General features: G+C 71.2%; 16 protein-coding genes. 15 read left to right on the forward strand and 1 reads right to left on the reverse strand.

The features are described from left to right. The 11 genes from ACIO1C_RS10985 to ACIO1C_RS11035 form a co-directional block, all read left to right on the forward strand. Positions 1–2,985, forward strand: a 2,985-nt coding sequence (locus ACIO1C_RS10985; RefSeq protein WP_401861055.1) for an amino acid adenylation domain-containing protein, incomplete at its 5' end; no start/stop codon positions are given. 34 nt (positions 2,986–3,019) lie between these two features. Then, positions 3,020–9,646 (forward strand): amino acid adenylation domain-containing protein, encoded by a 6,627-nt coding sequence (locus ACIO1C_RS10990; protein WP_401861058.1) that lies wholly within the window; start codon positions 3,020–3,022, stop codon positions 9,644–9,646. Positions 9,647–9,969: 323 nt separating this feature from the next. Beyond that, complete coding sequence (locus ACIO1C_RS10995; RefSeq protein WP_401861061.1) at positions 9,970–11,160, forward strand: cytochrome P450; 1,191 nt, start codon at positions 9,970–9,972, stop codon at positions 11,158–11,160. 8 nt (positions 11,161–11,168) lie between these two features. Further along, positions 11,169–12,377 carry a cytochrome P450 gene (locus ACIO1C_RS11000; protein ID WP_401861063.1) on the forward strand — a complete coding sequence of 403 codons (1,209 nt, stop codon included), beginning with the start codon at positions 11,169–11,171 and terminating at the stop codon, positions 12,375–12,377. Positions 12,378–12,457: 80 nt separating this feature from the next. Then, the gene (locus ACIO1C_RS11005) at positions 12,458–12,700 is read left to right on the forward strand and encodes a ferredoxin (RefSeq protein WP_401861066.1); all 243 of its coding nucleotides are present in this window, start codon (positions 12,458–12,460) and stop codon (positions 12,698–12,700) included. Then, positions 12,697–13,014 carry a phosphopantetheine-binding protein gene (locus ACIO1C_RS11010; protein WP_401861069.1) on the forward strand — a complete coding sequence of 106 codons (318 nt, stop codon included), beginning with the start codon at positions 12,697–12,699 and terminating at the stop codon, positions 13,012–13,014. Before ACIO1C_RS11005 ends, ACIO1C_RS11010 begins: the two co-directional genes overlap by 4 nt. Positions 13,015–13,186: 172 nt before the next feature. After that, positions 13,187–13,753 carry a hypothetical protein gene (locus tag ACIO1C_RS11015; protein WP_401861072.1) on the forward strand — a complete coding sequence of 189 codons (567 nt, stop codon included), beginning with the start codon at positions 13,187–13,189 and terminating at the stop codon, positions 13,751–13,753. After that, positions 13,750–15,069, forward strand: coding sequence for a peptidoglycan-binding protein (locus ACIO1C_RS11020; protein ID WP_401861074.1), 1,320 nt, complete (start codon positions 13,750–13,752; stop codon positions 15,067–15,069). Before ACIO1C_RS11015 ends, ACIO1C_RS11020 begins: the two co-directional genes overlap by 4 nt. Further along, on the forward strand, positions 15,066–15,791 hold the full coding sequence (locus ACIO1C_RS11025; RefSeq protein WP_327237959.1) for an ABC transporter ATP-binding protein: 726 nt from the start codon (positions 15,066–15,068) through the stop codon (positions 15,789–15,791). The genes ACIO1C_RS11020 and ACIO1C_RS11025 overlap by 4 nt, the downstream gene beginning before the upstream one ends. An 80-nt stretch (positions 15,792–15,871) precedes the next feature. Beyond that, positions 15,872–17,044 (forward strand): ABC transporter permease, encoded by a 1,173-nt coding sequence (locus ACIO1C_RS11030; RefSeq protein ID WP_401862141.1) that lies wholly within the window; start codon positions 15,872–15,874, stop codon positions 17,042–17,044. A 362-nt stretch (positions 17,045–17,406) separates the two neighbouring features. Next, positions 17,407–18,396, forward strand: a complete 990-nt coding sequence (locus ACIO1C_RS11035; protein ID WP_401861078.1) for a streptomycin biosynthesis protein — start codon at positions 17,407–17,409, stop codon at positions 18,394–18,396. A gap of 224 nt (positions 18,397–18,620) precedes the next feature. On the opposite strand, the gene hppD is transcribed toward ACIO1C_RS11035, so the two are convergent. Beyond that, positions 18,621–19,745, reverse strand: a complete 1,125-nt coding sequence (gene hppD, locus ACIO1C_RS11040) for a 4-hydroxyphenylpyruvate dioxygenase (protein WP_401861081.1) — start codon at positions 19,743–19,745, stop codon at positions 18,621–18,623. Positions 19,746–19,998: 253 nt separating this feature from the next. Between hppD and ACIO1C_RS11045 the strand changes: the two genes are divergently transcribed. The 4 genes from ACIO1C_RS11045 (at position 19,999) to dpgC (ending at position 24,761) form a co-directional block, all read left to right on the forward strand. Then, a complete protein-coding gene (locus ACIO1C_RS11045) occupies positions 19,999–21,294 on the forward strand; it encodes a prephenate dehydrogenase (protein WP_401861083.1) in 1,296 nt (431 codons plus the stop codon). 250 nt (positions 21,295–21,544) lie between these two features. Further along, entirely contained in the window at positions 21,545–22,711 is a 1,167-nt protein-coding gene (gene dpgA, locus ACIO1C_RS11050; protein ID WP_401861086.1) for a 3,5-dihydroxyphenylacetyl-CoA synthase DpgA, read from the forward strand. 44 nt (positions 22,712–22,755) lie between these two features. Next, a complete protein-coding gene (gene dpgB, locus ACIO1C_RS11055) occupies positions 22,756–23,457 on the forward strand; it encodes an enoyl-CoA-hydratase DpgB (protein WP_401861089.1) in 702 nt (233 codons plus the stop codon). Next, positions 23,454–24,761: a (3,5-dihydroxyphenyl)acetyl-CoA 1,2-dioxygenase DpgC gene (dpgC, locus tag ACIO1C_RS11060; RefSeq protein ID WP_401861092.1), complete on the forward strand. Its 1,308-nt coding sequence runs from the start codon at positions 23,454–23,456 to the stop codon at positions 24,759–24,761. Before dpgB ends, dpgC begins: the two co-directional genes overlap by 4 nt. The last annotated feature ends 48 nt before the right edge of the window (positions 24,762–24,809 follow it).

The raw sequence follows: 24,809 nt of genomic DNA on the forward strand, positions 1-24,809 counted from the left end.
TGCACGTCGGGGACGCGGGGCGTGGTGCCGGCGGGGTTCGGTGGCGAGGTGGTCGTGCTGGATGATCCTTCGGTGCTCGCCCGGCTGGCGGAACTCGAGGGTGGCGCGGTCGGGGACGGGGAGCGGTTGTCTGCGCTGCGGCCCGATCACGCCGCGTACGTCATCTACACGTCCGGATCGACAGGCACACCCAAGGGAGTTACCGTCCCCCACGCGGGGCTCGGGAATCTGGCGCGGGCGCAGATCGAACGCTTCGCCGTGGGACCGGAGTCCCGGGTTCTCCAGTTCGCGTCGGTGAGCTTCGACGCCGCCGTCTCCGAACTGTGCATGGCCCTGCTTTCCGGCGCGTCGGTGGCCGTCGCCACACCGGACCGGCTGCCGCCGCAGGTGTCTCTCTCCGAAGCCCTGCGTGAGACCGGCGCGACGCATGTCACCGTGCCGCCCAGCGTTCTCGCAGTCGAGGACGAGATCCCTCCGCAACTGGCGACAGTCGTGGTGGCCGGGGAGACCTGCCCGGTGGGTGTCGCGGACCGCTGGTCACGGGACCGCCGCATGATCAACGCCTACGGCCCCACGGAGGTGACCGTGTGCGCCAGCATGAGCGCGCCGCTGTCGCCGGGTGCGGACGTGGTGCCGGTCGGGCGCCCGATCTCCAACGTACGGACCTTCGTCCTGGACCCGTTCCTACAACCGGTACCGCCCGGCACGAGCGGTGAACTGTACGTGGCCGGGGCCGGATTGGCGCGGGGGTATCTGGGGCGTTCGGGTCTGACGGCGGGTCGGTTCGTGGCCTCTCCGTTCGCGTCGGGTGAGCGGATGTACCGCACCGGGGACCTGGTCAGCTGGACCGGTGACGGCGACCTGCTCTTCGTCGGCCGGGCCGACGACCAGGTCAAGGTCCGCGGCCACCGTATCGAACTGGGCGAGATCGAAGCCGTCCTGGCCACCCATCCCTTCGTGGTCCAGGCGGCGGTCACCGTACGCCGGGACCGTCCCGGAGACGAGAGGCTGATCGCGTACGCGGTGGCCGACCCCACCACGGACTCCGGGCAGCGGGGCGGCGAACTGACCACCGTGCTGGTGGACTTCCTGCGCGACCGTCTGCCGGAGTACATGGTGCCGACGGCCGTGATGGTCCTCGACACCTTGCCCCTCACACCGAACGGCAAGGTGGACCGGGCCGCGCTGCCGGCGCCCGACTTCGCCGAACGGGTCGCCGGGCGACCGCCGGTCGGCGAGCTGGAGGAACTGCTGTGCACGCTGTTCGCCGAGACCCTGGGGCTTGAACGGGTCGGCGCCGACGACAGTTTCTTCGAGCTGGGCGGCGACTCGATCATGTCGATGCAGCTGGCATCACGTGCGCGCAAGGCCGGTCTGGCGATCACCCCTCGGCAGGTCTTCGAGGAGAAGACCGTCGAGCGACTGGCCGACGTCGTCGAGTCGGCGGACCCCCGGGCGGTCGGCGCCGTGGACGACGTGGCGGAAGGAGAAGTGCCGTGGACGCCCGTCATGCGGACGCTCGGCGACCGGATCGTACGACCCGATTTCGCGCAATGGGTGGTGACGGGGGCTCCCGCGAACCTGGATCCGCAGGTTCTGGCCGAAGCGGTGAGTGTGCTGCTGAACGGGCACGGGATGCTGCGGGCACGCGTGGTCAGTGGCGAGCCGAAGCTGATCGTGGGTGAGCCGGGGTCGGTGGATGCCGCGAGCCTGATCACCCGGGTCGAGGCTGGTGCTGGTGCTGGTGCTGGTGCTGGTGCTGGTGCTGGTGGTGAAAGCCTTGATGTGGTGGCGGGGCGGGTGGCTCGTGGGGCTGTGGGGCGGTTGGATCCCGCGGCTGGGGTGATGGTTCAGGTGGTGTGGGTGGATGCGGGGCCTGGTCGGGTGGGTCGGCTGGTGTTGGTGGTGCATCACCTGGCGGTGGACGGAGTGTCGTGGCGGATCCTGCTGCCGGACTTGGAGCGTGCGTACGAGGATCTGGCCGGCGGCCGTACTGCCGTACTCGACCCGGTGGGGACATCCTTCCGCCGCTGGGCGGGGGTACTGGCCGAGCAAGCCACCGGCCCGGAGCGGATCGCGGAACTGGACGCCTGGCTGGCCCTGTTGGGGGAGGAGACCCGGACCCTGGGCCGTCGGCCGTTGGATCCCGAGGTGGATCTGGCCCGGACATTGCGGGGCCGTGAGTGGGTGGTGCCGGCCGGGCAGGCGGCCACGTTGGTGGGCCGTACTCCGGCGGCCTTCCACTGCGGAGTACATGAGGTGCTGCTGTCGACGCTGGCCGGGGCGGTCGGCGGCTGGCGGCCGGGCACGAGCAGCGTCCTGGTGGACATCGAGGGGCACGGCCGCGAGCCGTTGGAGGGCACCGAACTGTCACGGACGGTGGGGTGGTTCACCAGCGTGCAGCCGGTACGGCTGGACGTGACCGGTATCGACCTGGATGTGGTGGCCGAGGGTGGGGCCGCGGCCGGTGACCTGGTGAAAGTGGTCAAGGAGCAGGCCCGTGCCGTGCCGGGCGACGGGATGGGCTACGAACTGCTGCGCCATCTCAACCCGGAGACGGCGGAGGTGCTCAAGAACGCGCCGGTGGCCCAGATTGGTTTCAACTATCTGGGTCGGTTCGCGGCGGCTACTGTGTCCGGCCGTTCTGCTTCGGTGGGGGCGTGGCAGATGGCCGGGGACAGTGCGGTGGGTGGTTCCGCCGATCCTGATATGCCGGTCACGCATGTGGTCGAGGCGGGTGCTGTCATTCGTGACACGGCTGAGGGTCCGGAGCTGACGCTCACGCTGAGCTGGCCGGACGGAGTCCTGGAGGCGGCCGACGCGGAGGCGCTGGGCGCGGCCTGGACTGATCTGCTCGCCGGACTCGCCGCCCACACCGACGCCCCCACCGCGGGCGGACACACCCCCTCCGACTTCCCCCTCCTGAGCCTGGCGCAGAACCAGATCGAGGAACTTGAAGCCGGCCTCGCCGGCGACCAGCAGTAGCCACAGTCGCAAGCCTCTGTGAGGAGAGAGTTCAATGACCCGATCCCTTGTCGAAGACGTGTGGCCGCTGTCGCCGTTGCAGGAAGGCATGCTGTTCCACGCCGCCTTCGACAACGAAGGCCCCGACGTCTACACCGTCCAGTCCGCCCTGGACATCGGCGGACCCGTGAACGCGGCCCGCTTCAGAGCCTCCTGGCAGGCGCTCGCCGCCCGTCACGCGGCGCTGCGCGCCTGCTTCCGCCAAGTGAGCGGAGGCCAGATGGTCCAGGTCATCGCCCGCGAGGTGAAACTGCCCTGGACCGAGGCGGACGTCAGCGAGCTGACCGAACCGGAAGCGGCGGCCGAGGTGGAACGCCTGGCGGCCGGCGAGTTGGCCGTACGGTTCGACCTTGCCGCCGCGCCTCTGCTGAGACTGTTGTTCATCCGGCTCGGCGAGAACCGGCACCGCCTGGTGATGACGTTCCATCACGTCCTGATGGACGGCTGGTCCATGCCCGTCCTGCTCAGCGAACTCTCCACGATCTACGCGGCCGACGGTGACGCCTCACGCCTACGGCGGGCCCCGTCCTACGGCCAGTACATGGCATGGCTGTCACGCCAGGACAAGGAGGACGCGAGGAGCGCATGGCGTACGGAACTGTCCGGCGCCGACGAGCCGACCCTCGTGGCCCCGGCGGACCCCACCCGGGCCCCAGCCTTCCCGGCCCACGTCTTCGGCGAACTCCCCGAGGACACCACTCGAGCCTTGAGCGACCTCGCCCGCAGCCAAGGCCTCACCATGAACACGGTGGTGCAGGGTGCGTGGGCGTTGGTACTGGCGCGGCTGGCCGGGCGAGACGACGTCGTCTTCGGCGCTACGGTGGCCGGCCGGCCGGCCGAGCTGCCGGGCGTGGAATCGATGGTGGGACTGCTCATCAACACACTGCCGGTACGGGTCGAACTCGACGGTACGCAGTCGATGCTCCAAACCCTGGAGCGGTTGCAGGAACGCCAGACCGGACTCATGTCCTACCAGTACATGGGCCTTTCCGAGATCCAGAAGCTGTCCGGTCCCGGCGCCGTGTTCGACTCGCTCGTACTGTACGAGAGCTTCCCGGCACCGCCCGCCGCGCCGGCGGTTCCCGACGCCGTGTCCATCAGGCCGTCGGGCATGTCGCGCGACGCGTCCCACTATCCGATCACGTTGGTTGTCACCCCTGGTCCGCGCCTGCGTTTCAAGCTGGACTACCGTCCCGACCTGTTCGACCGGGCCACCGCGGAGTCGGTCTTCCGTCGGGTGATGCGGGTGTTGGAGCAGGTGGTGGCTGATCCGTCGGTGGCGGTGGGGCGGATCGATGTGGTGGGGGAGGGCGAGCGGGAGCTTGTGGTCGGGGCGTTCAACGACACGGGGCGGCCTGTGGTGGAGGGGTCGTTGTTGGAGTTGTTCGGATCGCACGCTCGTACGAGTCCGGGGGCGGTGGCGGTTCGGTCGGGCTCTGAGGTTTTGTCGTATGCGGAGTTGGATGAGCGGTCGGACCGGTTGGCCAGATTCCTGGCGAGCGTGGGTGTGGGGCGTGAGGGAGTGGTGGGTCTGTGCCTGCCGCGTGGGGTGGATGTGGTCGTGGGGGAGCTGGCCGTATGGAAGGCCGGTGGGGCCTTCGTACCGCTTGATCCTGAGTATCCGTCCGATCGGTTGCGGTACATGATCGGGGACAGTGGTGCGGGTGTGGTCCTGGCTACGGCGGACACGTTGGCCCGGGTGCCTTCGGGTCCTGCCCGCGTTGTTCTGCTTGAGGAGGTTCCGGCTACCACGGGGGCCGAAGATCTTCCAGGTGTCGCCGATGCGGACCAGCTCGCGTATGTCATTTACACCTCTGGGTCGTCGGGTCGGCCCAAAGGTGTGGCGGTGGGGCATCGGGGTGTGGTGAACCTGGTGGGGGCGATGGCTCCGGCGTTGGGGGCTGGGCCTGGTGTGGTGACGTTGCAGTTCGCGTCGTTCAGTTTCGATGCGGCGATCCTGGATGTGGCGGTGGTTCTGGGATCAGGGGGCACGTTGGCGATCGCGACGGGTGAGGAGCGTGCGGAGCCAGGTGCGCTGGCGGGGATGATCGCGGCCCACGGTGTCTCCACGGCCAGCGTGGTGCCCTCTCTCCTCGGGGTTCTGGATCCCGAGCAGGTGTCGGGGGTGAAGACCTGGGTGCTGGGTGCTGAGCGCCTGACCGCGGATCTCGCTGCCCGGTGGGTGCCTGGGGCGAAGGTGGTCAACACGTACGGGCCGACCGAGGCGACCGTCATGGTCACCGCCGGGCCCGTGGCCGAGGACGTCACGCCGGCTGGTGAGGCGCCGGGTATTGGTCGTCCCCTGTCAAACTCCCGTCTCTTCGTGCTGGATTCCTTCCTGCGTCCGGTTCCGCCCGGCATCACCGGGGAGGTGTATGTGGCGGGTGCGGGGCTGGCTCGTGGTTACGTCGCCCGTCCTGATCTCACCTCGGAGCGGTTTGTGGCGTGTCCGTTCGCGACCGGTGGGCGGATGTATCGCTCGGGTGATCTGGCGCGCTGGAACGGTGAGGGGGAGTTGGCGTTCGTCGGGCGGGCCGACGCGCAGGTGAAGGTGCGTGGCTTCCGTATCGAGCTGGGCGAGATCGAGGCGGTCCTCTCCGCCCATCCTGCCGTCGGTCAGGCGGTTGTTGTGGCCCGCGAGGACGGCCCCGGCGACAAGCAGCTCGTCGGCTACGTCGTACCGCAGACTCAGGACATCGACATGCGGCAGGTGCGGGAGCACCTCGCCGACGCGCTGCCGGAGTACATGGTCCCCGCCGCGCTCCTCGTACTGGACGCCCTGCCCCTGACACCGAACGGCAAGGTCGACCGGGGCGCCCTGCCCGCCCCGGACTTCGCCGGGCGGGTGTCGGACCGGACGCCGGTCGGGGAGACGGAGGAGAAGCTGTGCGCGCTGTTCGCCGAGGTCCTGGAGCTGGAACGGGTCGGTGTCGACGACAACTTCTTCGACCTGGGTGGTGACTCGGGGCTGGCGATGCGCCTGGCTGCCCGTATCCGCGAGGAGTTGGGTGCAGATCTGAGTATGCGTCAGTTCTTCGGCGCGTCGACGCCTGTGGGTGTCGCCCGGATGCTCGCGGCGAAGGCGCGGCCCGAACTCGGGCCGGCCGAGCGTTCCGAGGAGATGCCGGTCTCGGTGGAGCAGCAGCGCACCTGGCTGATGAGCGGGCTGGCCGAGGAGTCGGGCGCCGCCCACCGGAGTTCGATCGCCCTGCGGCTTTCCGGCGCGCTGGACCGGGCCGCACTGGAGGCGGCCCTCGGGGACGTCGCCGTACGGCACGAGATCCTGCGGACCCGGTTCACCGGGGAACGGGCCGACGACCTGCGTCAGCACGTTCTGGACGCCGACGATCCCGCGGCCAGGCCCGCACTGTCGGTGACCCCCGCCACCTCCGCCGGAGAGGAAGAACTCGCCGGACTGCTCGCCGACCGGTCGGGACGCGAGTTCGACCTCGCACGTCAACTGCCTTGGAGGGCCGACCTGTTCGCGCTGTCGGACACGGAGCACGTGCTGCTGCTCGTCGTACACCGGATCGCCGGGGACGACGCGTCGCTGGACATCGTCGTCCGTGACCTCGCCGCCGCCTACGGTGCCCGGCGCGAGGGCCGCAAGCCCGAACGGGCTCCGCTGTCACTCCAGTTCGCCGACTACGCACTGTGGGAGGGGGAGTTGCTGCGAGGCACGGAGGAGTCGGACAGTCTGATCAGCGATCAGCTCACCTACTGGAAGGAGCGGCTGGCCGACCTGGAGCCCGAACTGCCGCTCCCCTTCGACCGGCCGCGTCCGGTGCTGGCCGACCACCGGACCGGCTCCGTGCCGCTGAGCCTCGACGCGGACGCGCACGACCGTCTGGCGGACGCGGCGGAAGCCGAGGACGCCCCGGTGTTCGTGGCCGTACAGGCGGCCCTCGCCCTGCTGTTGACCCGCCTCGGTGCCGGTGACGACGTGGTGCTCGGCACCCGGCTGTCGCGGCGCTTCGAGGAAGGCGATCTGGAGGGCGTGGTCGGGCCGCTGACCCACCCGCTCGTGCTGCGGACCGACACCTCCGGTGACCCGACCTACCGCGAACTGCTGCGCCGTGCCCAGGAGGTGAACCAGGAAGCCCTGCGCCACCGGGACCTGCCGTTCGAACGGCTCGTGGACGTGCTCCGGCACCCCGCTTCGGCGGCGCGCCACCCGGTCTTCCAGGTCCTGCTCGAAGTGGGTGACCTGAGCGTCGAGGAGCTGGACGCGGCGGACCTGCCCGGTCTGCGCACCACCCGGCTGGACGGCGTCAGCGGGGACACGGAACTCGACCTGTGGTTCGCGCTCAACGAACGCACCCACGGCGACGGCACACCCAACGGCATCGAGGGGGTGCTGCGCTACGCCACCGAACTCTTCGACGCCTCCACCGCGGCCGCGCTCGCGGGCCGCCTCGTGCGCGTGCTGGAACAGGTGGCCGCCGAACCGGAGTTGCGAGTCAGCGAGGTGGACGTGCTGCTCGGCGAGGAGGAACGCCGTCAGCTCCTGGGCGGGGGCGTCGATCCGGCCGATGACCTTGTTCACGGCACAGATCCTGTCCACGGCCCAACGCCCCTCCGCGACACGCTTCTCGGTCACGACACCGTCCTCGGCCTGCTCGCCGATCAGGTGGCCCGCACACCGGACGCCCTCGCCGTGAAGGGCCAGGACGGGTCCCTCACCTACCGTGCGCTGGACTCGGTGACCGATCTGCTCGCGCGCCGGCTCTCCCGGCGGGGCGCGGGCACCGAGCAGCGGGTCATCGTGATGCTGCCCCCCGGCGCCGGCTTCACCGTCGCTCTGATCGGGGTGCTCAAGGCCGGCGGGGTGTGCTCCTTCGTCGACCCCACCCGGCCGTTCGTCGGCGGCTCGGACGGCCCCGGACCGCGCAGCCGGCCCGCCGCACTGGTCTGCACGGCGGCCATGGCGGGACGGATGAACGCGGACAGCCGGATTCCGGTGCTGTGGATCGACGACCTGTTGGAGGAGGACGCCGAGTTCGCGCCCGCCGCCACCCCGACCGCCGCCGCGCCGCCGGCGTCCCGGCCCGCTCAGGCGGCCGTCGTCCTCGACGCCCTCGGAGCGGACGAGTCCGCTCCCGGCTCGGTCGTCGACCACCGGGCGCTGCTGCGCCAGACGGCGCACCGGTTGCGGACCGTCGCGGCGCACGGCGCCCCCGCCCTGCTCGACGCGCGGGCCCCCGTCGGTGCCTTCCTCGTACCGCTGCTCGCGTCCCTCGGCGCGGGCGGCGGCGTTCGATTCGTCGTGCCGGGAGAGGACGCCGTGGCCATCGCCACCGCGGCGGAACCGGCTGAGACGACCCTGGTCACCACCAGGGACCGGCTGCGGAAGATCATCGGATCGGAGGCGGGACACCGTCCGTTCGCCGAGGTCACGGTGGTCGAGTCCGGGCGGCCGGTCGGCGCCGAGGAGACCCGTGAGTGGCAGGACCTCCACCCGGACACCTCGCTGGTCAGCAGCGTCACCGCGGTCGGCACGGCGGGACCGTGGCTCGAACACCGGCTGTCGCCGGGCGACCCTGCCCCGGTACGGCTCCCGGCCGGACGGCCCGTGCACGGCAGCCGGGCGCTTGTCCTGGACGACCTGCTGCGCCCGGTTCCGCCGGGTGTCGTGGGTGACGTGTACGTGACGGGGACCCCGCTGTCCCGTGGGATCGCGGGCGGGTCGTCACTGACCGCGGAACGGTTCGTGGCCCTCCCGTACGGCGGCCCGGGTGAGCGGATGCTGCGCACCGGGGAACGAGCGCGGCGGACCCCCGCCGGGCTGCTGGCGCTGCGTGACCCGGGCGAGGAGCGCGACAGGGGCTCCCGGGCCCGGCGTACGGTCACCGACAGCCGGGAGCTGGAGGTGCTGCTGCCGCTGCGGGCGAGCGGCGGCCGGCCGCCGCTGTTCTGCCTGCACGAGACCACCGGCCTGAGCTGGATCTACGCGGCCCTCCTCCAGTACCTGCCGCAGGACCTGCCGGTCTACGGAGTCCAGGCGCGCGGTCTGACGGGCGCCGAACCGCCGGCGGACGGCATCGAGGAGATGGCGGCGGACTACGCCGAGCAGATCCGCTCGGTGCAGCCCACCGGCCCGTACCACCTGCTCGGCTGGTCCCTGGGCGGAGTCCTCGCCCACGCCGTCGCCACCCGGCTGGAGGAACTGGGCGAGGAGGTGGCCCTGCTCGCGGTGCTCGACGCCTATCCCCAGCACGGCGTCGGTACGTCGCTGTACACCTACGACGACGAGGAGACAGCCGAGGGGCGGGACAGCGGCCGGCGAATGCAACGTGGTCCCGGCGGCCAGGACATCACCGGCGTGAGCGGTCCCGCGCTGGAGAACGTCAAGAAGGTCATCCAGAACACGGCCGGATTCATGCCGGACTACACACCGCGTCACTTCCGGGGCGACCTGCTCGTCTTTGCCGCGACGGTGGACCGGCCCAAGGACAGGCCGGTATCGGAGGCGGTCGCGACCTGGGACCCGTACGTATCCGGAAACGTCGAGTCCCACGAGATCGCCGCCCGCCACAAGGAAATGCTGAAGCCCACACCGGCCGCCCACATCGGGCGCGTGCTCACGGAGAAGCTCGGAGCGGCTCGGAACGGCTCCGAGTAGGGAGAAACGTCTCCGAGTGCGCCGTAACGGCTCCGGTCAGGGCCGGAGCGGCAAGGAACAGCGGCGGAACAGCGGCGGAACGGCACGGAGCACCGCCGGAAAGCCGTTCCGGGTAGGCCGTTTCGGAAAGCCGTGGGAAGGCCTTCCGGAACGGCTTTCCGGCGGGGAAAAAGACTGAGCCGGCCGGACGGTGATCGACACCGGCGGTTCTCCTGCGAAATTGGTCAGTTGGACATTCGTTGACGTCCACGCCCGGTCGATTTCAGAATCAGACGGTGGGCGCCACGGATCCCGCAGCGAGAAATGACGAAAGGGAACCGCCGATGCCGAAGCCCCCGGAAATCCCTCTGCACAACCGCCGGGTCGGACTCGATCCGCTGCCCGAACTGGGCCGTACGAGCCGGGAGTGCCCGTTCGCGGAGACCCCCGCGCCGGGCACCTCGGCCCGTGCCTGGCTCGCGTCGGGCAACGAGACGGTACGTACGGTCCTCGGCGACGCCGCGCGGTTCAGCACCCTGCCGCCCGCGGACAGCAAGGAGGACTCCCGCCGGCTCATCCAGCCGGGCAACCTCCTCCAGTACGACCCGCCCGAGCACACCCGGCTCCGGCAGCTGCTCACACCGGAGTTCACGCTGCGCCGCATGCGCAGGCTGGAACCACTGATCGCGGACATCGTGGCCGACCGCCTCGACGCCCTCGAACTGGCCGGTCCGCCCGCCGACTTCATGCGGCACTTCGCCTGGCCCGTGCCCGGACTGGTGAGCTGCGCGCTGCTCGGCATCCCCCGCGACGACCACGCCGAACTGGCCCGCAACCTTGATGTCACCCGCGCCACCAACCGCAGCCGCGAACAGCAACAGGCGGCGGGCAAGGCCTATATGGCGTACATGCACAAGCTGATCGGACAGAAGCGGCGGGCCCCCGGCGACGACCTGCTCAGCAGACTGATCCGGGAGCACGGCGACGACATCACCGACGACGAACTGGTCGGGACGGCCGCCACGACCATGGCGGCCGGGTTCGAGAACGTCGCGGGCACCCTGGGCCTCGGCGCCCTGGCGCTGATGCGGCACCCGGATCAACTGGCCCTGTTCCAGGACAGTCCCGAGGTGGTCGACCGGGCCGTCGAGGAGCTGATCCGGTACGTCTCCGTCATCGCCACGGCCTCGCCGCGCACCGCGCTGGAGGACCTGACCATCGAGGGGCACGAGGTCAAGGCGGGGGAGACCGTGGTGTGTTCCCTGATGGCGGTCAACCGCTTCGAGCCCACGGAGCCGCCACAGCCCTCGCGCGAAGAACTCGACATCACCCGCGAGATCACCTCCCACCTGGCCTTCGGACACGGCATCCACTACTGCCTGGGCGCCCCGCTCACCCGGCTGACCCTCCGGATCGCCTTCCCCGCCCTGCTCGCGCGCTTCCCCAAGCTGCGACCGGCCGTCCCGCCGGAGGAGCTGCGCTACCGCACACTGGCCCCCAACTACGGCGTCGACGCGCTGCCGGTCACCTGGTAGGGGGCGGCATGCCACGCGAAACGCCGGCCGTGCCCGTACACACCCGCCGGACACGCTTCGACCCCGCGGACGACCTGCGTACGCTCACCGGCGGACGCCCTGTCGTGCGCCTGCCCGTGGGCCCCGGCACGGACGGACGGCCCGTCTGGCTGGTCACCGGGTACGAGGAGGTGCGCCAGGTCCTCGGGGACCACACCCGCTTCTCCACCCGCCGCCGCACCGGCCCCGCGCGACCACCGGACGCGCCGGGCCCCGACCGGCCGGAGCTGGCCGTCGGCCAGCTGATGGACTACGACCCGCCCGAGCACACCCGGCTGCGCCGGATGCTGACGCCGGAGTTCACCCTCCGCCGCCTGCGCGGGATGGAGCCGTACATCGCCCGGACCGTGGCGGAGCGCCTGGACGCCATGGAACGGGTGGGGCCGCCGGCCGACCTGGTGGAGAGGTTCGCGTCGCCCGTGCCGGGCGCGGTGCTGTGCGAGCTGATCGGAGTGCCCCGTGACGACCGTGACGACTTCCTGCGCCGGGGCCAAGCGCACCTGGAGGCCGCGCGGGGCAGACAGCGCCGTGCCGCCGCCGGGGAGTCGTTCCTGCGCTACCTCTCCGGTCTGGTGGAACGCCAGCGCAAGGAGCCGGACGACGGTTTCCTCGGCGCTCTCGTGCGCGACCACGGCGACGAGCTGACCGACGAGGAACTGCGCGGACTGTGCGTCCTGTTGATGCTCGCGGGACTGGACAACATCTCCGGCATGATCGGCCTGGGCACGCTGGTCCTGCTGGAACACCCGGCCGAACTGGCCGCCCTGCGCCAGGACATGGGGACCGCCGACCGCGTCATCGACGAACTGCTGCGCTACCTGTCCGTCCCGCACGCCCCGACCCCCCGGATCGCTCGGGAGGACATCGTCATCGGCGGGGAGCTGGTCCGCGCGGGTGAGAACGTCGTGTGCTCCCTGCCGATGGCCAACCGGGACCCCGCGCTCACCCCGGACCCCGACCGCTTCGACCCCGGCCGCGACCCGGTGCCCCACGTCGCTTTCGGACACGGCATCCACCACTGCCTGGGCGCCGCGCTGGCCCGTATCGAACTGCGCGTCGCACTCACGGCCCTGGTGGAGCGCTTCCCCGGGCTGCGCCCGGCGGTCCCCGCCGACGAGGTGCGCTTCCGGGTCCGTTCGCCCGCCTACGGGCTGGAACGGCTGCCGGTCGCCTGGTGAGAGGAAGACAAACAGAAAGCGGGGGGACGAGCGGAGGAGCGAGCGGAGAGGCGAGCGGAGGAGGGGGAGAAGAAGGGCGCATGGACGGACAGTTGGAGATCGAGGTCGACCGCGGCAGATGCGTGGGCGGCGGGATGTGCGTGCTGTTCGTGCCCGTGGTCTTCGACCAGTCGGACGACGACGGCAAGGTCCTGCTCAAGATCCCGGTGCCGGGCGCCGGGCTGACCGGATCGGTGCGGGGGGCCGCGAAGCGATGCCCCTCGGGCGCGATCACGCTCCATGAACGGCAAGGGGACGCCATGAACACGAGGGAGAGAACATGACCAAGGACAACGCGGGCCAGGGGGGCCCGGGGGACGTACGCCGTTTTGTCGTCTCCCTGTGGTGCGCGGAACTCGGTGTGCCCGACGTGGGCGACACGGACGACTTCTTCGCCCTCGGGGGGCATTCGCTGGCGGCGCTGAACGTCCTGACCGACGTCGAGGACGCCTTCCAGGTCGAGCTGGACCTGCGTACCGTCTTCGAGCACCCGACCCTGTCGGACTTCGTCTCGATGCTGGCGTCGCTCGCCGGCGTCACGCCCGTAGAGCCCGAGAGCGCCCGAGCGGTGGCCTCGGTCTCCGGCAGCGCCGCCTGACGGACGCGACACGTACGTACACCCGTGGCCCGGTGGGGCGGCGGGACGAGACCGATTCGTCCCGCCGCCCCACCGGGCCTCTTCGTGTTCTCGGCGTCCTGGATGTCATGGGTGGTGCTGGTGCCCTCTTCTGTGTCCGCCGTGTGACCGGTCGCTGCGTAGAACTGAGCGCATGTTCTCTCTGAAGAAGCGAGCTCTCTCGCACACCGCACTGGCCGCGTCGGCGCTCGCCGTCGCCCTCTGCCTGACCGGCTGCTCCGACGACGGCAAGAGCGACACCGTCGGCAGCGACGTCGGCGCAGGGGCGGCGGCCTCCCCGACCAGTCCCTTCGACAAGGCCTTGGACTACGCCGAGTGCATGCGGTCCAACGGCGTCCCCGGCTTCCCCGACCCGCAGCAGGACAGCGGCGGCGTCCGGATCAGCCCCGGTGACGTCGACCCGAACTCCGCCGGCTACCAGAAGGCGGAGTCGGCCTGCCGCGAGAAGATGCCACAAGGCCAGGGCGGCCCCGGTGGTGGCGGCGGCCAGCTCGACTCCGCCAAGGTCGCCGAGTGGGCCAAGTGCCTCCGGGAGAACGGTCTCGCCAAGCTGCCCGACCCGGAGATCAACGGCGGCAACATGACGATCGACCCCAAGGCCGCCGGGATCACGCCCGAGGAGTTCCAGCAGGCGCAGCAGGCCTGCCAGGACAAGTACCCGGGCGGTGGCCTGATGCTGGGACCGGGGCCGGGTCAGTGACCACCTCCGACGAGACCGAACTCGCCGTGCGCGGCGAAGAACCGAACGCCCTGGAACGCAGGACACCCGGCACGCCGGCGGTCCCCGCGTCCGAGGGGACCGGCGGGCCCCTCGCCGCCAGGAGCGACGACGGCGGATCCGGCGACGGCGACCAGGAGTCGGGCCGCGGCGGGCGAAGGCGCCGCCCGCTGCGTACGGTACTGCTCATCGCGATCGCGGTCGCCGTGGCCGCGGCCGCGGGCATGGCCGCCTCCGGAGTCCTCGGCAGCGACGGAGAGAGCGTCGCGAGCGCCGCCCCCTCCGGGCCGCCCGCCACGACCAAGGTGCAGCGCACCACGCTGACCGACACCGAGACGGTGGACGGCAACCTCAGCTACGGCGACGCGACCGACGTACAGGCCGCGGCCGCCTCGGGCGGAGCCGGCTCGGGCGGCGGCCAGCAGGGCTCCGGCGATACCGGCGCCGGGGTCATCACCTGGCTGCCGAGCGACGGCGTCGTCCTTGAACGAGGCGACACCGTCTACCGCGTGGGACAGGAGAAGGTGCCGCTGCTCTACGGCTCCATTCCCCTGTACCGCACCCTGGAGACCGGGAACGAGGGCGAGGACGTGAAGATCCTTGAGAAGAACCTGAAGGCCCTCGGCTACACCGGCTTCACCGTTGACGACACCTATACGTCCAGCACCGCGGAAGCCGTCGAGGAGTGGCAGGAGGACCTGGACCGGGAGGAGACCGGCACCGTCCAGGTCGGCGACGCGGTCGTGGCCTCCGGCCCCCGCCGCGTCGCCGAGGTCAAGTCGGTGCCCGGCGCCCTGCTCAGCGGCAGCCTGCTGTCCCTGACGGGCACCTCGCGCGTGGTGAACGTCGACCTCGACCCGCAGTTCGAGGACCTCGTCAAGGAGGGCACGAAGGCGACCGTCACCCTCCCCGACGACACCACCGTCGAGGCCGTGGTGACCGACGTCGGCACCCCGCCGCCCGCGCAGAGCGGCTCCGGCGGCGACGCGGGCCAGCAGGCCGAGGGCGGCAGCGACACCGCCACCATCCCCGTACAGCTGAAGATCAAGGAGCAGAAGAAGCTGGGGCGGTACCAGGCCGCGCAGGTCGACGTGGTCCTCAAGGCCGAGACCCGCGAGAACGTCCTCGCCGTCCCCGTGAACGCGCTGACCGCGCAGCGGGGCGGCTACGCGCTGGAGGCCGTGACCGACAAGGGCGTCGAGTACGTCCCGGTCAAGCTCGGCATGTTCGCCGGCAACCTGGTCGAGGTGACCGGGGCGGCCGTCAAGGAAGGCATGGTCGTGGGGGTTCCCAAGTGACCGGTCCGGCCCACCCCGTCGTACACCTGAGCGGGGTCACCAAGGCATACGGCGAGGTCCACGCCCTCCAGGGCGCCGACCTGGTCATCCGGCGCGGCGAACTGCTCGCCATCGTCGGCCCCTCCGGCTCGGGCAAGTCCACGATGCTCAACATCATGGGCACCCTCGACCGGCCCACCGCGGGCACGGTCCGCATCGACGGACATCTCACGGACGACCTCACCGACCGTGAACTGTCCGCGCTACGGGCCCGCACCATCGGTTTTGTCTTCCAGCAGTTCCACCTGGCCCAGGGCGTACCGGCGGTGGACAGTGTCGCGGACGGGCTGCTCTACGGCGGCAGGCCGCGCGCCTGGCGCCGCCGGAAGGCGGAGGCCGCGCTGCGCCGGGTCGGCCTCGGCCACCGGCTCGACCACCAGCCGCACCAGCTGTCCGGCGGTGAGAAACAGCGGGTGGCCATCGCCCGCGCCGTACTCGGCGATCCGCCGCTGCTGCTGGCCGACGAGCCGACAGGAGCGCTCGACTCCCGCTCGGGCGCCGTGGTGATGGAACTGCTGCACGAACTGCACGAGGCGGGTACGACAGTGGTGGTCATCACGCACGACCACGACATCGCCGCGTCCCTGCCCCGCGAGGTCCGGGTCAGGGACGGCCTGATCGAGTACGACTCCGGCCGCCCGGCGGCACTCGCCGGCAGAGCCCCCCAGGAGATCACGTCATGAGCACGCTCCACACCGAGCCGGTGGCGGAGGAGTTGGACTCGCCGGCGCTGCCGCCGCCCGTCCGTCCCAAGCCGGCCAGGATGGGCCCGGCGGACGTGGTGCGCGTGGGCGGTTCCGGTCTGCGGTCCCGGCCGATGCGGGTCTTCCTGTCCGCGCTCGGCATCGCCATCGGCATCGCCGCCATGGTCTCGGTGGTGGGCATCTCCAGCTCGTCCACCGAGGGGCTCAACCGCAGGCTCGCCGCCCTCGGGACCAACCTGCTCACCGTCACCCCCGGGCAGTCGATCAGCGGCGACACCGCGCACCTGCCCGACGAGTCGATCGGCATGATCGGCAAGATCGGTGCCGTCGAGTCGGTGTCCGCCATCGGCAAGACGAGCGCGAAGGTCTACCGCAACGACCACATCCCCAAGGAGGAGACCGGCGGTCTCACCGTCAACGCGGCCCGTACGGACCTGCCGAAGAGCACCGGGGCGGAGATGGTGGACGGCCGGTGGCTGAACGGTGCCAACAGCCGCTATCCGGCGGCCGTCCTCGGTGCCAAGGCGGCCCAGCAGCTCGGCGTGCACCAGGCCGGCGAGGACGTCCAGGTGTGGATCGGCGGACGCTGGTTCACGGTGGTCGGCCTGCTCGCCGCCAACGAACTTCTGCCGGAGCTGGACTCCGCGGCCCTCGTGGGATGGCCGGTCGCCGAGGAACTCCTGAACTTCGACGGGTATCCGACGGCCGTCTACACCCGTACCGACGAATCCGCGGTCGCCGACGTGCAGGCCGTCCTCGGTGCCACCGCCAACCCCCAGAACCCCAGCGGCGTCAACGTCTCACGCCCCTCCGACGCCCTGGCCGCCAAGGAGGCCACCGACGACGCGCTCAGCGGACTGCTGCTGGGACTCGGCGGGGTGGCCCTGCTGGTGGGCGGTGTCGGTGTGGCCAACACGATGGTGATCTCCGTGCTGGAGCGCCGCTCCGAGATCGGCCTGCGCCGTTCCCTGGGTGCCACCCGGGGCCAGATCCGTACCCAGTTCCTGTCCGAGGCACTGCTCCTGTCCGCGCTCGGCGGACTCGGCGGCGTGCTGCTCGGCATCGGTGTCACGGCGGGCTACGCCGGCTACCAGGGCCTGCCGTCCGTCGTGCCGGTCTGGGCGATGGTCGGAGGCGTCGCCGCCACCCTTGTCATCGGCGGTCTCGCCGGCTTCTACCCGGCCGTACGCGCCGCCCGGCTGCCCCCCACGGAGGCCCTGGCCACCACCTGATACGGCGGTGCCCCTGCCGGCCACCCCCGCCCGGCCGGGGCATCGCTCCTGCTCGTGGCTCGCCCGACCCTTACACCCCCCTAGGAAACAGGGGGCGTAAGGGTCGCTCGGGCTTTGCGAGCAGGGGTGTCGATGTGCCGCAGGTGCTGTTAATTTCGGACACATCAGCGGAAGTACGACAACCGCTGAGATCTTTTGCACCACATCGTCAAGGGGGAGTCGAGAGCATTGGAAACTGGCTGGTTCCTGAGATCCCAGACAAAGCGCCGTGAAGGTGCCGCACACGGGGTGCCGCGGCACGAAGACCTCGCGCCGGCGGCGGCCTTCGGCCGTCCCGGCGACGGCGATTGAGAGGCGCCGGGATGGAACCCGAAGAGGAGGAACTCAATCAGCAGCCCGTCGTGGACATCGACATCGACACGCTCGACCTGTCGGGTTCGCCACGACTGGCCGGAGAGAGGCCGGATCACATTCAGATCCTGGCCGCGGTCCAGGATCCGCTGCCGCCCATTACGGTGCACCGGTCGACGATGCGTGTCATCGACGGCTTCCATCGGCTGAAGGCGACCCGCCTTCGGGGCGAACACACCATCGCCGCCAGGTTCTTCGACGGGGACGAGGCGGCGGCCTTCGTCCTGGCGGTGAAACTGAACGTCGCCCACGGTCTGCCACTGACCCTGTCGGACCGTAAACGCGCCGCCGACCGCATCATCGTGACGCATCCCCAGTGGTCGGACCGACGGGTCGCCACCGTCACCGGGATCTCCCCGGGGACCGTCGGCGACCTCCGGCGCAGGATGAGCCCCGACATCGGGCCGAGCGGGCGCCGACTGGGCCAGGACGGCCGGCTGCGACCGGTCGACGGCAGTGTGGGGCGCCTCCAGGCACAGGAGTTGCTCGCCGAGAATCCGGGCCTGTCGTTGCGTCAGGTGGCCCATGCGGCGGGTATCTCCCCGGAGACGGCGCGCGACGTCCGCAACCGACTGCGCAACGGCGAGGACCCGCTGCCGCGCAGACGCCGGGGAGCGGCGGACACCCTGGCCGACCGGCCCAGGGCCGCGCCGCTGGGGCTCGCCCGCACGGGCGGCCGTCCCCACGGGGGGCCGGTCCTGGACCGGGCCGCGCTCGTGAGGCGCCTGACGGCCGACCCGGCCCTGCGGTTCACGGACACGGGGCGCAACCTGCTGCGCCTCCTCGCGCTGCACACGGTGCGTGAGGAGGAGTGGGATGCCATAGTCAACAACGTCCCTCCGCACTGCACGGACATCGTGGCCGACCTGGCCCGTCAGTTCGCCGACCTATGGTCGGAGTTCGCGGTCCGGGTCAGGGACGAGGTGCCGCAGACCGGCTGATCGGGCCGGGGAACCGGGCGTCCGAGTGTCGAAAGCGGACGGTTGGACGCCCGGGTTTCCCGCCCGATCCGGGAACTCGGTGCCGGCAATTCAGGGCCGGCGCTGTGGGACCGGGAACAGGGGCCGGGGGTACGGGGAGGCCGCCACGGAATGTCGCGTGGCGGCCTCCCCGTACCCCCGGCCCCTGTTCGTTCTCCCCTGTTCTGTTCCCCGCCGGGTGAGCGTCAGGGCTGGAAGCCGCGCTGGCCCGTTCGCTCCATCTCCACGGCCTCGTACAACGCCTTGATGTTGGAGCTGCCGAAGGTCTCGGCGCCCTGCCGCTCGATGACCTCGAAGAACAGGGTGTGCCGCGGGTGGGTGGAGGCGGTGAAGATCTGGAACAGCTGCCCCCCGTGGTCGGCGTCCGCCAGCACGTGGGTGGCCCGCAGGTCCGCCAGTCGGCCCGGGGACAGGGGGATGCGCTCGCCGAGCAGGTCGTAGTAGGTGGACGGCGTGTTCAGGAAGCTGACCCCGCGCCGCCCCAGCGCCCGTACGGAGCGGACCGCGTCCCCGGACGAGAACGCCACGTGCTGGACGCCGGCCCCCTGATGTCCCTTGAGGAACTCGTCGATCTGTCCGGGCTGGGCGGACGCGTCGGGCTGGATCAGTGTCAGGGTGACCGAGCCGGACGGACTCTGTACGACCTTCGAATCCATGGCCTGGGCGCCCACTACGATGTGCTCCTCGAAAACGTCGAGGAACCCCAGCACGCGCATGTAGTAGTCGACGGTGGGCCCCAGGTCGCCGGTGTTCAGGCAGACCGCGAAATGATCGATGTCCAGCAGGCCCACGTCAGCGGCGCCCTCGTCGGGGGCGCGCAGCGCCGGTACGAACCCCGACGGTAGCCCCGGGCCCTCGCCCGGAGCGCGCTGTACCAGCGTGTGTACGACGTCGCCGAAGCCCTTGATCACGGCGCTGGCCCGGGGACCCCCCGCCGTGCCCGCGCCACCGTCCGCGTGCCGGGTCGGACCGCGGCGGCCCCGGGCGCCGTTGGCGACGGCGGCGGCGAACGCGGCTCCCACGTCCGCCGTACGCAGCGCGATGTCCGCGACGCCGTCGCCGTGCTCGGCGACGTAGGCGGAGGCGGGGTGGTGGTCCGAGGTCGCCTGGGTCAGGACGAGTGTGATCCGGCCATGGCGCAGGGCGATGCTGCGGTGGTCGGCCGAGCCGCCGGTGCCGGCGACGGTGAAGGCGTACCGGTCGACCCAGTCGAACACCGCCTCCTCCAGATGCCCGACGTACAGCTCGACGTGGTCGACGGAGAGGTCGCCGAGCGGATCGGCGGCCCCGGTGCTCGATATGTCCCGCATGTGTCCCCCAAACGGAAAAGGAGCGAGTTTTCTGCACTGTAGGACGCGCCCCGTGGATTGGGCCACGAACACCGGGCGGTATTGGTTGGACACTCGGGGCCGGACACTCGGGAAGGATGGTGGTGGTCGGAGAGAAAGGGATCGGGCGAACCCGTACCGGTATTCTTCCGCTCTGGTAGTCGGACAGGGCTGGTTCATAAACTCGTTCCGCATTTCACTCGCACGTCGACGCCTTTTGGACGGAGTGATGTTCATGGTCCGCACGATGGCCGTCGTCGGTACGGGACTGATCGGAACGTCGGTGGCGCTGGCCGCGAGGCTGCGCGGGGTGACGGTCTTCCTGTCCGACCGCGACCCGGTGGCCGCGCGGACGGCGGCGGCGCTGGGGGCCGGGCTGGCGGAAGAGCCCGTCGGACCGGTGGACCTGGCGGTCCTCGCGGTGCCGCCCAGCATGGTCGGCGGGGTGCTGGCACGGGCCCAGCGCCGGTTTCTCGCCCGCAGTTACACCGATGTGGCCAGCGTGAAGTCCCTGCCGGTACGGATGGTGCTCAGCCAGGCTCCCGACCCTGCCCGCTTCGTCGGCGGGCACCCGATGGCGGGCCGTGAACGCTCCGGCCCGCTGGCCGCGCGGGCCGACCTGTTCCACGGCCGGCCCTGGGTGCTCACCCCGTCGGCGTGCACCTCGGACCTGGCGCTGAGGTTCGCCAGGGAGTTGGTCGAACTGTGCGGCGGGGTCCCGGTGCTGACCCACGGCCGTGACCATGACGACGCGGTGGCCCTGACCTCGCACGTGCCGCACCTGGTGGCCAGCCTGATGGCCGCGCGTCTGCGCGAGGGGCCCGACGGGATGTCCCGGTTCGCCGGGCAGGGGGTGCGGGACGTCACCCGGATCGCGGGTGGCGACTCACGGCTGTGGGGCGACATTCTCCAGGCCAACGCCCCGGCCATCGTGGGGGTCGTCAGGGAGTTGCACGCCGACCTGTCCCGGCTGGTGACGGCGTTCGAGCTGCTCGCGGAAGCGGATCCGGAAGCGGCTCCGGGAGCCGTATCCGTGCCCGTACCCGGTCTCGGCCCTGGTGTCGATGTCGCTGCCGATGTCGCTGGCGCTGCCCAAGCCGGTGCCGCTGCCGGTGCCCGGGGCGGTGCCGATCGCGGGCTGGGGACGCTGCTGGATCTGCTCGACCGAGGCGTCGAGGGCGTGGCCGAGCTGCCCGCGAACCGGGCGGACGGCGCGGCCACCGGCGACGGGATCCTGGTGGCCGTCCCGGGGCGTGCCGGTGCGCTGCCCGAACTGCTGCGCCGGGTGGGGGAGTTCGGCGTCATCCCGGAGGACACGGTGGTCCTGGCGGCCGGGGGCGACGCGGCCGGCGGGGCGCTGGAGGTACGGGTACCGATCTCGCCCGAGCTGGTGGCGCCCGTGCTCCGTATCCTCCGCGACGAGGGCTGGGCCGCCGAGCCGGCGGCGCCGCCCGAGTGCGCGGCCCCCGCCCCGGCCCCCATCCGGCGGCAGGCATTCCACAAGGTGGCCGCACGGCCTGCCGGAAGTTGAGGGTCAATAAAAACGTACGGCATTTCCGTCGCGTGGGGAACTCGCCGTCAAGCCCCGTCCAAGTGTGCATTCCGGCCTGTTGGACAGCATTGTGACCCCGGTGGAAATCGTGTGATCCTGGCCGTCGAAATCAACGCGTCGAAATTCAATGTTCCGACCGTTTCCGCACGGAAAGGCGACGAAGGCAAGTGGCCGGTATCAGCGCACGGAAACCGCGCAGCAAGCCGCGCATGTGGGGATGGACGTTCCGATGAGCACAAGCCTCGACCAGCTCGACCAGCTCGATGATCCCGACCGGCCCGAGTCGCTCGGACACCGTCCGGCCCTGACCGGGGACGGCTCCCTCAAGACGCAGTACCGGCCGCGGATCGTGGGCGTGGGCACCGCCGCCTCGCCCACCGTCTACACCCAGCAGGAGGTGCTCGACGCCTTCGGCATCACCGACCCGAAGATCGGCTCCGTCTTCCGCAACAGCGCCATCGACCGGCGCCATCTGACCCTGCCCGAACCCGGCGCCGACGGCGTCCGCCACCCGGAGCCGCAGGGCGACCTGCTGGACAAGCACAAGGCCATGGCCGTCGGCATGGGCGCCGAGGCGCTGCGCGCCTGCCTGAAGCGGGCCGGCGCCGAACTGTCCGACCTGCGTCACCTGTGCTGCGTGTCCTCCACCGGCTTCCTCACCCCCGGCCTGAGCGCCCTGCTGATCCGCGAACTGGGCATCGACCGCCATTGCAGCCGCAGCGACATCGTCGGCATGGGCTGCAACGCGGGCCTCAACGCGCTGAACGTCGTGGCCGGCTGGTCCGCCGCCCACCCCGGCGAACTCGCCGTGGTGCTCTGCGCCGAGGCCTGCTCCGCCGCGTACGCGATGGACTCCTCGATGCGTACGGCCGTCGTCAACAGCCTCTTCGGTGACGGATCCGGGGCGATCGCCCTCCTGTCGGGGGCCGGTGACGAGGTGTCGGGGGTCACGGAGGGGCCGACCGTCCTCAAGTTCGCCAGCTGCCTCATTCCCGAGGCGATCGACGCGATGCGCTACGACTGGGACCGCGAGCTGGACCGGTTCAGCTTCTACCTCGACCCGCAGATCCCGTACGTCGTCGGCGCCCACGCCGAGATCGTCGTCGACCGCCTGCTCGCGGACACCGGCCTGCGCCGCAGCGACATCGGCCACTGGCTGGTGCACTCGGGCGGCAAGAAGGTCATCGACGCGGTCACCGTCAATCTGGGGCTGACCCGCCACGACCTGCGGCACACCACCGGAGTGCTCAGGGACTACGGCAATGTGTCGAGCGGCTCGTTCCTCTTCTCGTACGAACGGCTGCTCGACGAGCGGGTGACCAGGCCCGGAGACTACGGCGTGCTGATGACGATGGGACCGGGATCCACGCTGGAAACGGCGCTGGTCCAGTGGTGACGACGGGGGAGAACACCATGCGAGAAACGAGCGACGTGAGTGCTGTGAGTGCTGTGAACGCGGTGGGTGCGGTGAGCGACGCGAGCGGTGTACTGACACTGACCGTCGACGGGACCCGGCCGCTCACGGCCGGCACCGTCAAGGACCTGGCCGTCCTGTGCGACCGGGCCGAGGACCGGGACACCGGGGGGACCGTCACCCTGCGCGTCACCGGAGCGCCGGGACCGGGCTGGACGGACACCCTGGACGTCGCGCTGGTCACAAAGTGGGAGCGGGTGCTGCGCCGGCTGGAGCGGCTGCCCGCCGGGACGGTCGCCCTCGCGACCGGCGACTGCGGCGGAGTGGCCCTCGACGTGTTCCTCGTCGCCGACATCCGCATCGCCACCCCGGACACCCGGCTGCTCGTGCCCTTCGACGGGGAGTCGACCTGGCCCGGCATGGCCACCTTCCGGCTCGTCCGGCTCGCCGGGGCCGCCCGGGTGCGCCGCAGTGTGCTCTTCGGCCATCCCCTTACCGCGTCCGAGGCGCTGGAGCTGGGCATCGTCGACGAAGTGGCCGAAGGCCCGGACGCGGCGGCCGCCGCCACGGAGCAGCTGATCGAAGAGCTGTCCGGCAAGGAACTGGCCATCCGGCGCCAGCTGTTGTTCGACGCGCAGCACACGAGCTTCGAAGATGCCCTCGGCCCCCACCTGGCCGCCTGCGACCGTGCCTTGCGGCGCTCCGCCGCCGCCGAGGAGGCCGCATGACGACGGCGCCGCCCCTGCGCGGATCGACGCTCGACGGGTGGCACGCCCTGACCGAGGCGGTGGAACAGGCGGAGAGGACGCTGACCCCGCTACCGGCCCCCGCGCGGCGCACCGCCGCGCAGCGGGCCGTGGCCGACGCCGCGAAGAACCGGGCGCGCGCGGAGCGGTCCGGGTTCCTCCAGAGGCACGCCGACGCCGTCTACGACCGCCTCACCGACGGACGTACCCGCGAACCGCGCATCGACGAACTGGTCGCGGCGGCAGCGACCGCCTATCCCGGACTGGTGCCGACGGCGGAGCTGCTGGAGCGGGAGAACGGCCGGCCGCAGGCCGACAAGGAAGGCCACGAGATCGACCAGGGCATCTTCCTCCGGGCCGTCCTGCGCTCGCCCGTCGCCGGACCCCACCTCCTCGCGTCCATGCTCCGTCCCACGGACCGCGCACTCGCCCTGCTGCCGGAGTTCCGCCGGACGGGAACGGTCCGGATGAAGGCGGTACGGCTGGAGCGCCGCGACGGGGTCGCCCGGCTGACCCTGTGCCGGGACGACTGTCTCAACGCGGAGGACAACCAGCAGGTCGACGACATGGAGACGGCCGTCGACCTCGCCCTGCTCGACCCAGGAGTCCGGGTGGGCCTGGTGCGGGGCGGCGAGATGAGCCACCCCCGCTACCGGGGCAGGCGGATCTTCAGCGCGGGCATCAACCTGAAGAACCTCAGCTCCGGCGGCATCTCCCTGGTCGACTTCCTGCTGCGCCGCGAGCTGGGCTACGTCCACAAGCTGGTCCGTGGCATCCGGGTCGACGGTCCCACCGCCTGGCACATGCCGTACGCGGAGAAGCCCTGGGTCGCCGCCGTCGACGGCTTCGCGATCGGCGGCGGCGCGCAGCTGCTCCTGGTCTTCGACCACGTCCTCGCCGCCTCGGACGCCTACTTCAGCCTTCCGGCGGCGAAGGAGGGGATCGTCCCCGGGGTCGCCAACTTCCGCCTCGGCCGCTCCGGGGGACCACGGCTGTCCCGCCAGATCATCCTGGAGGGCCGCCGGGTCCGGGCGTCGGAACCGGCGGCCCGGCTGCTGGTCGACGAGGTCGTGGAGCCCGAGGAGTTGGACGCCGCCGTGGAACGCAGCCTGGCGCGGCTCGACGGTGAGGCGGTGTTGGTCAACCGGCACATGCTCAACCTCGCCGAGGAGCCGGTGGACGCCTTCCGCGCGTACATGGCCGAGTTCGCGCTCCAGCAGGCGCTGCGCCTGTACGGGGCCGATGTGATCGGCAAGGTGGGCAGGTTCGCGGCGGGCTCCTCGTGACGGCGGGCCGCGCCCCGGCCGACTGAGCGGTGAGATCAGGGCCGGGCC

This window comes from Streptomyces sp. NPDC087420 (assembly GCF_044744165.1).
In the GTDB taxonomy this organism is placed as follows: domain Bacteria; phylum Actinomycetota; class Actinomycetes; order Streptomycetales; family Streptomycetaceae; genus Streptomyces.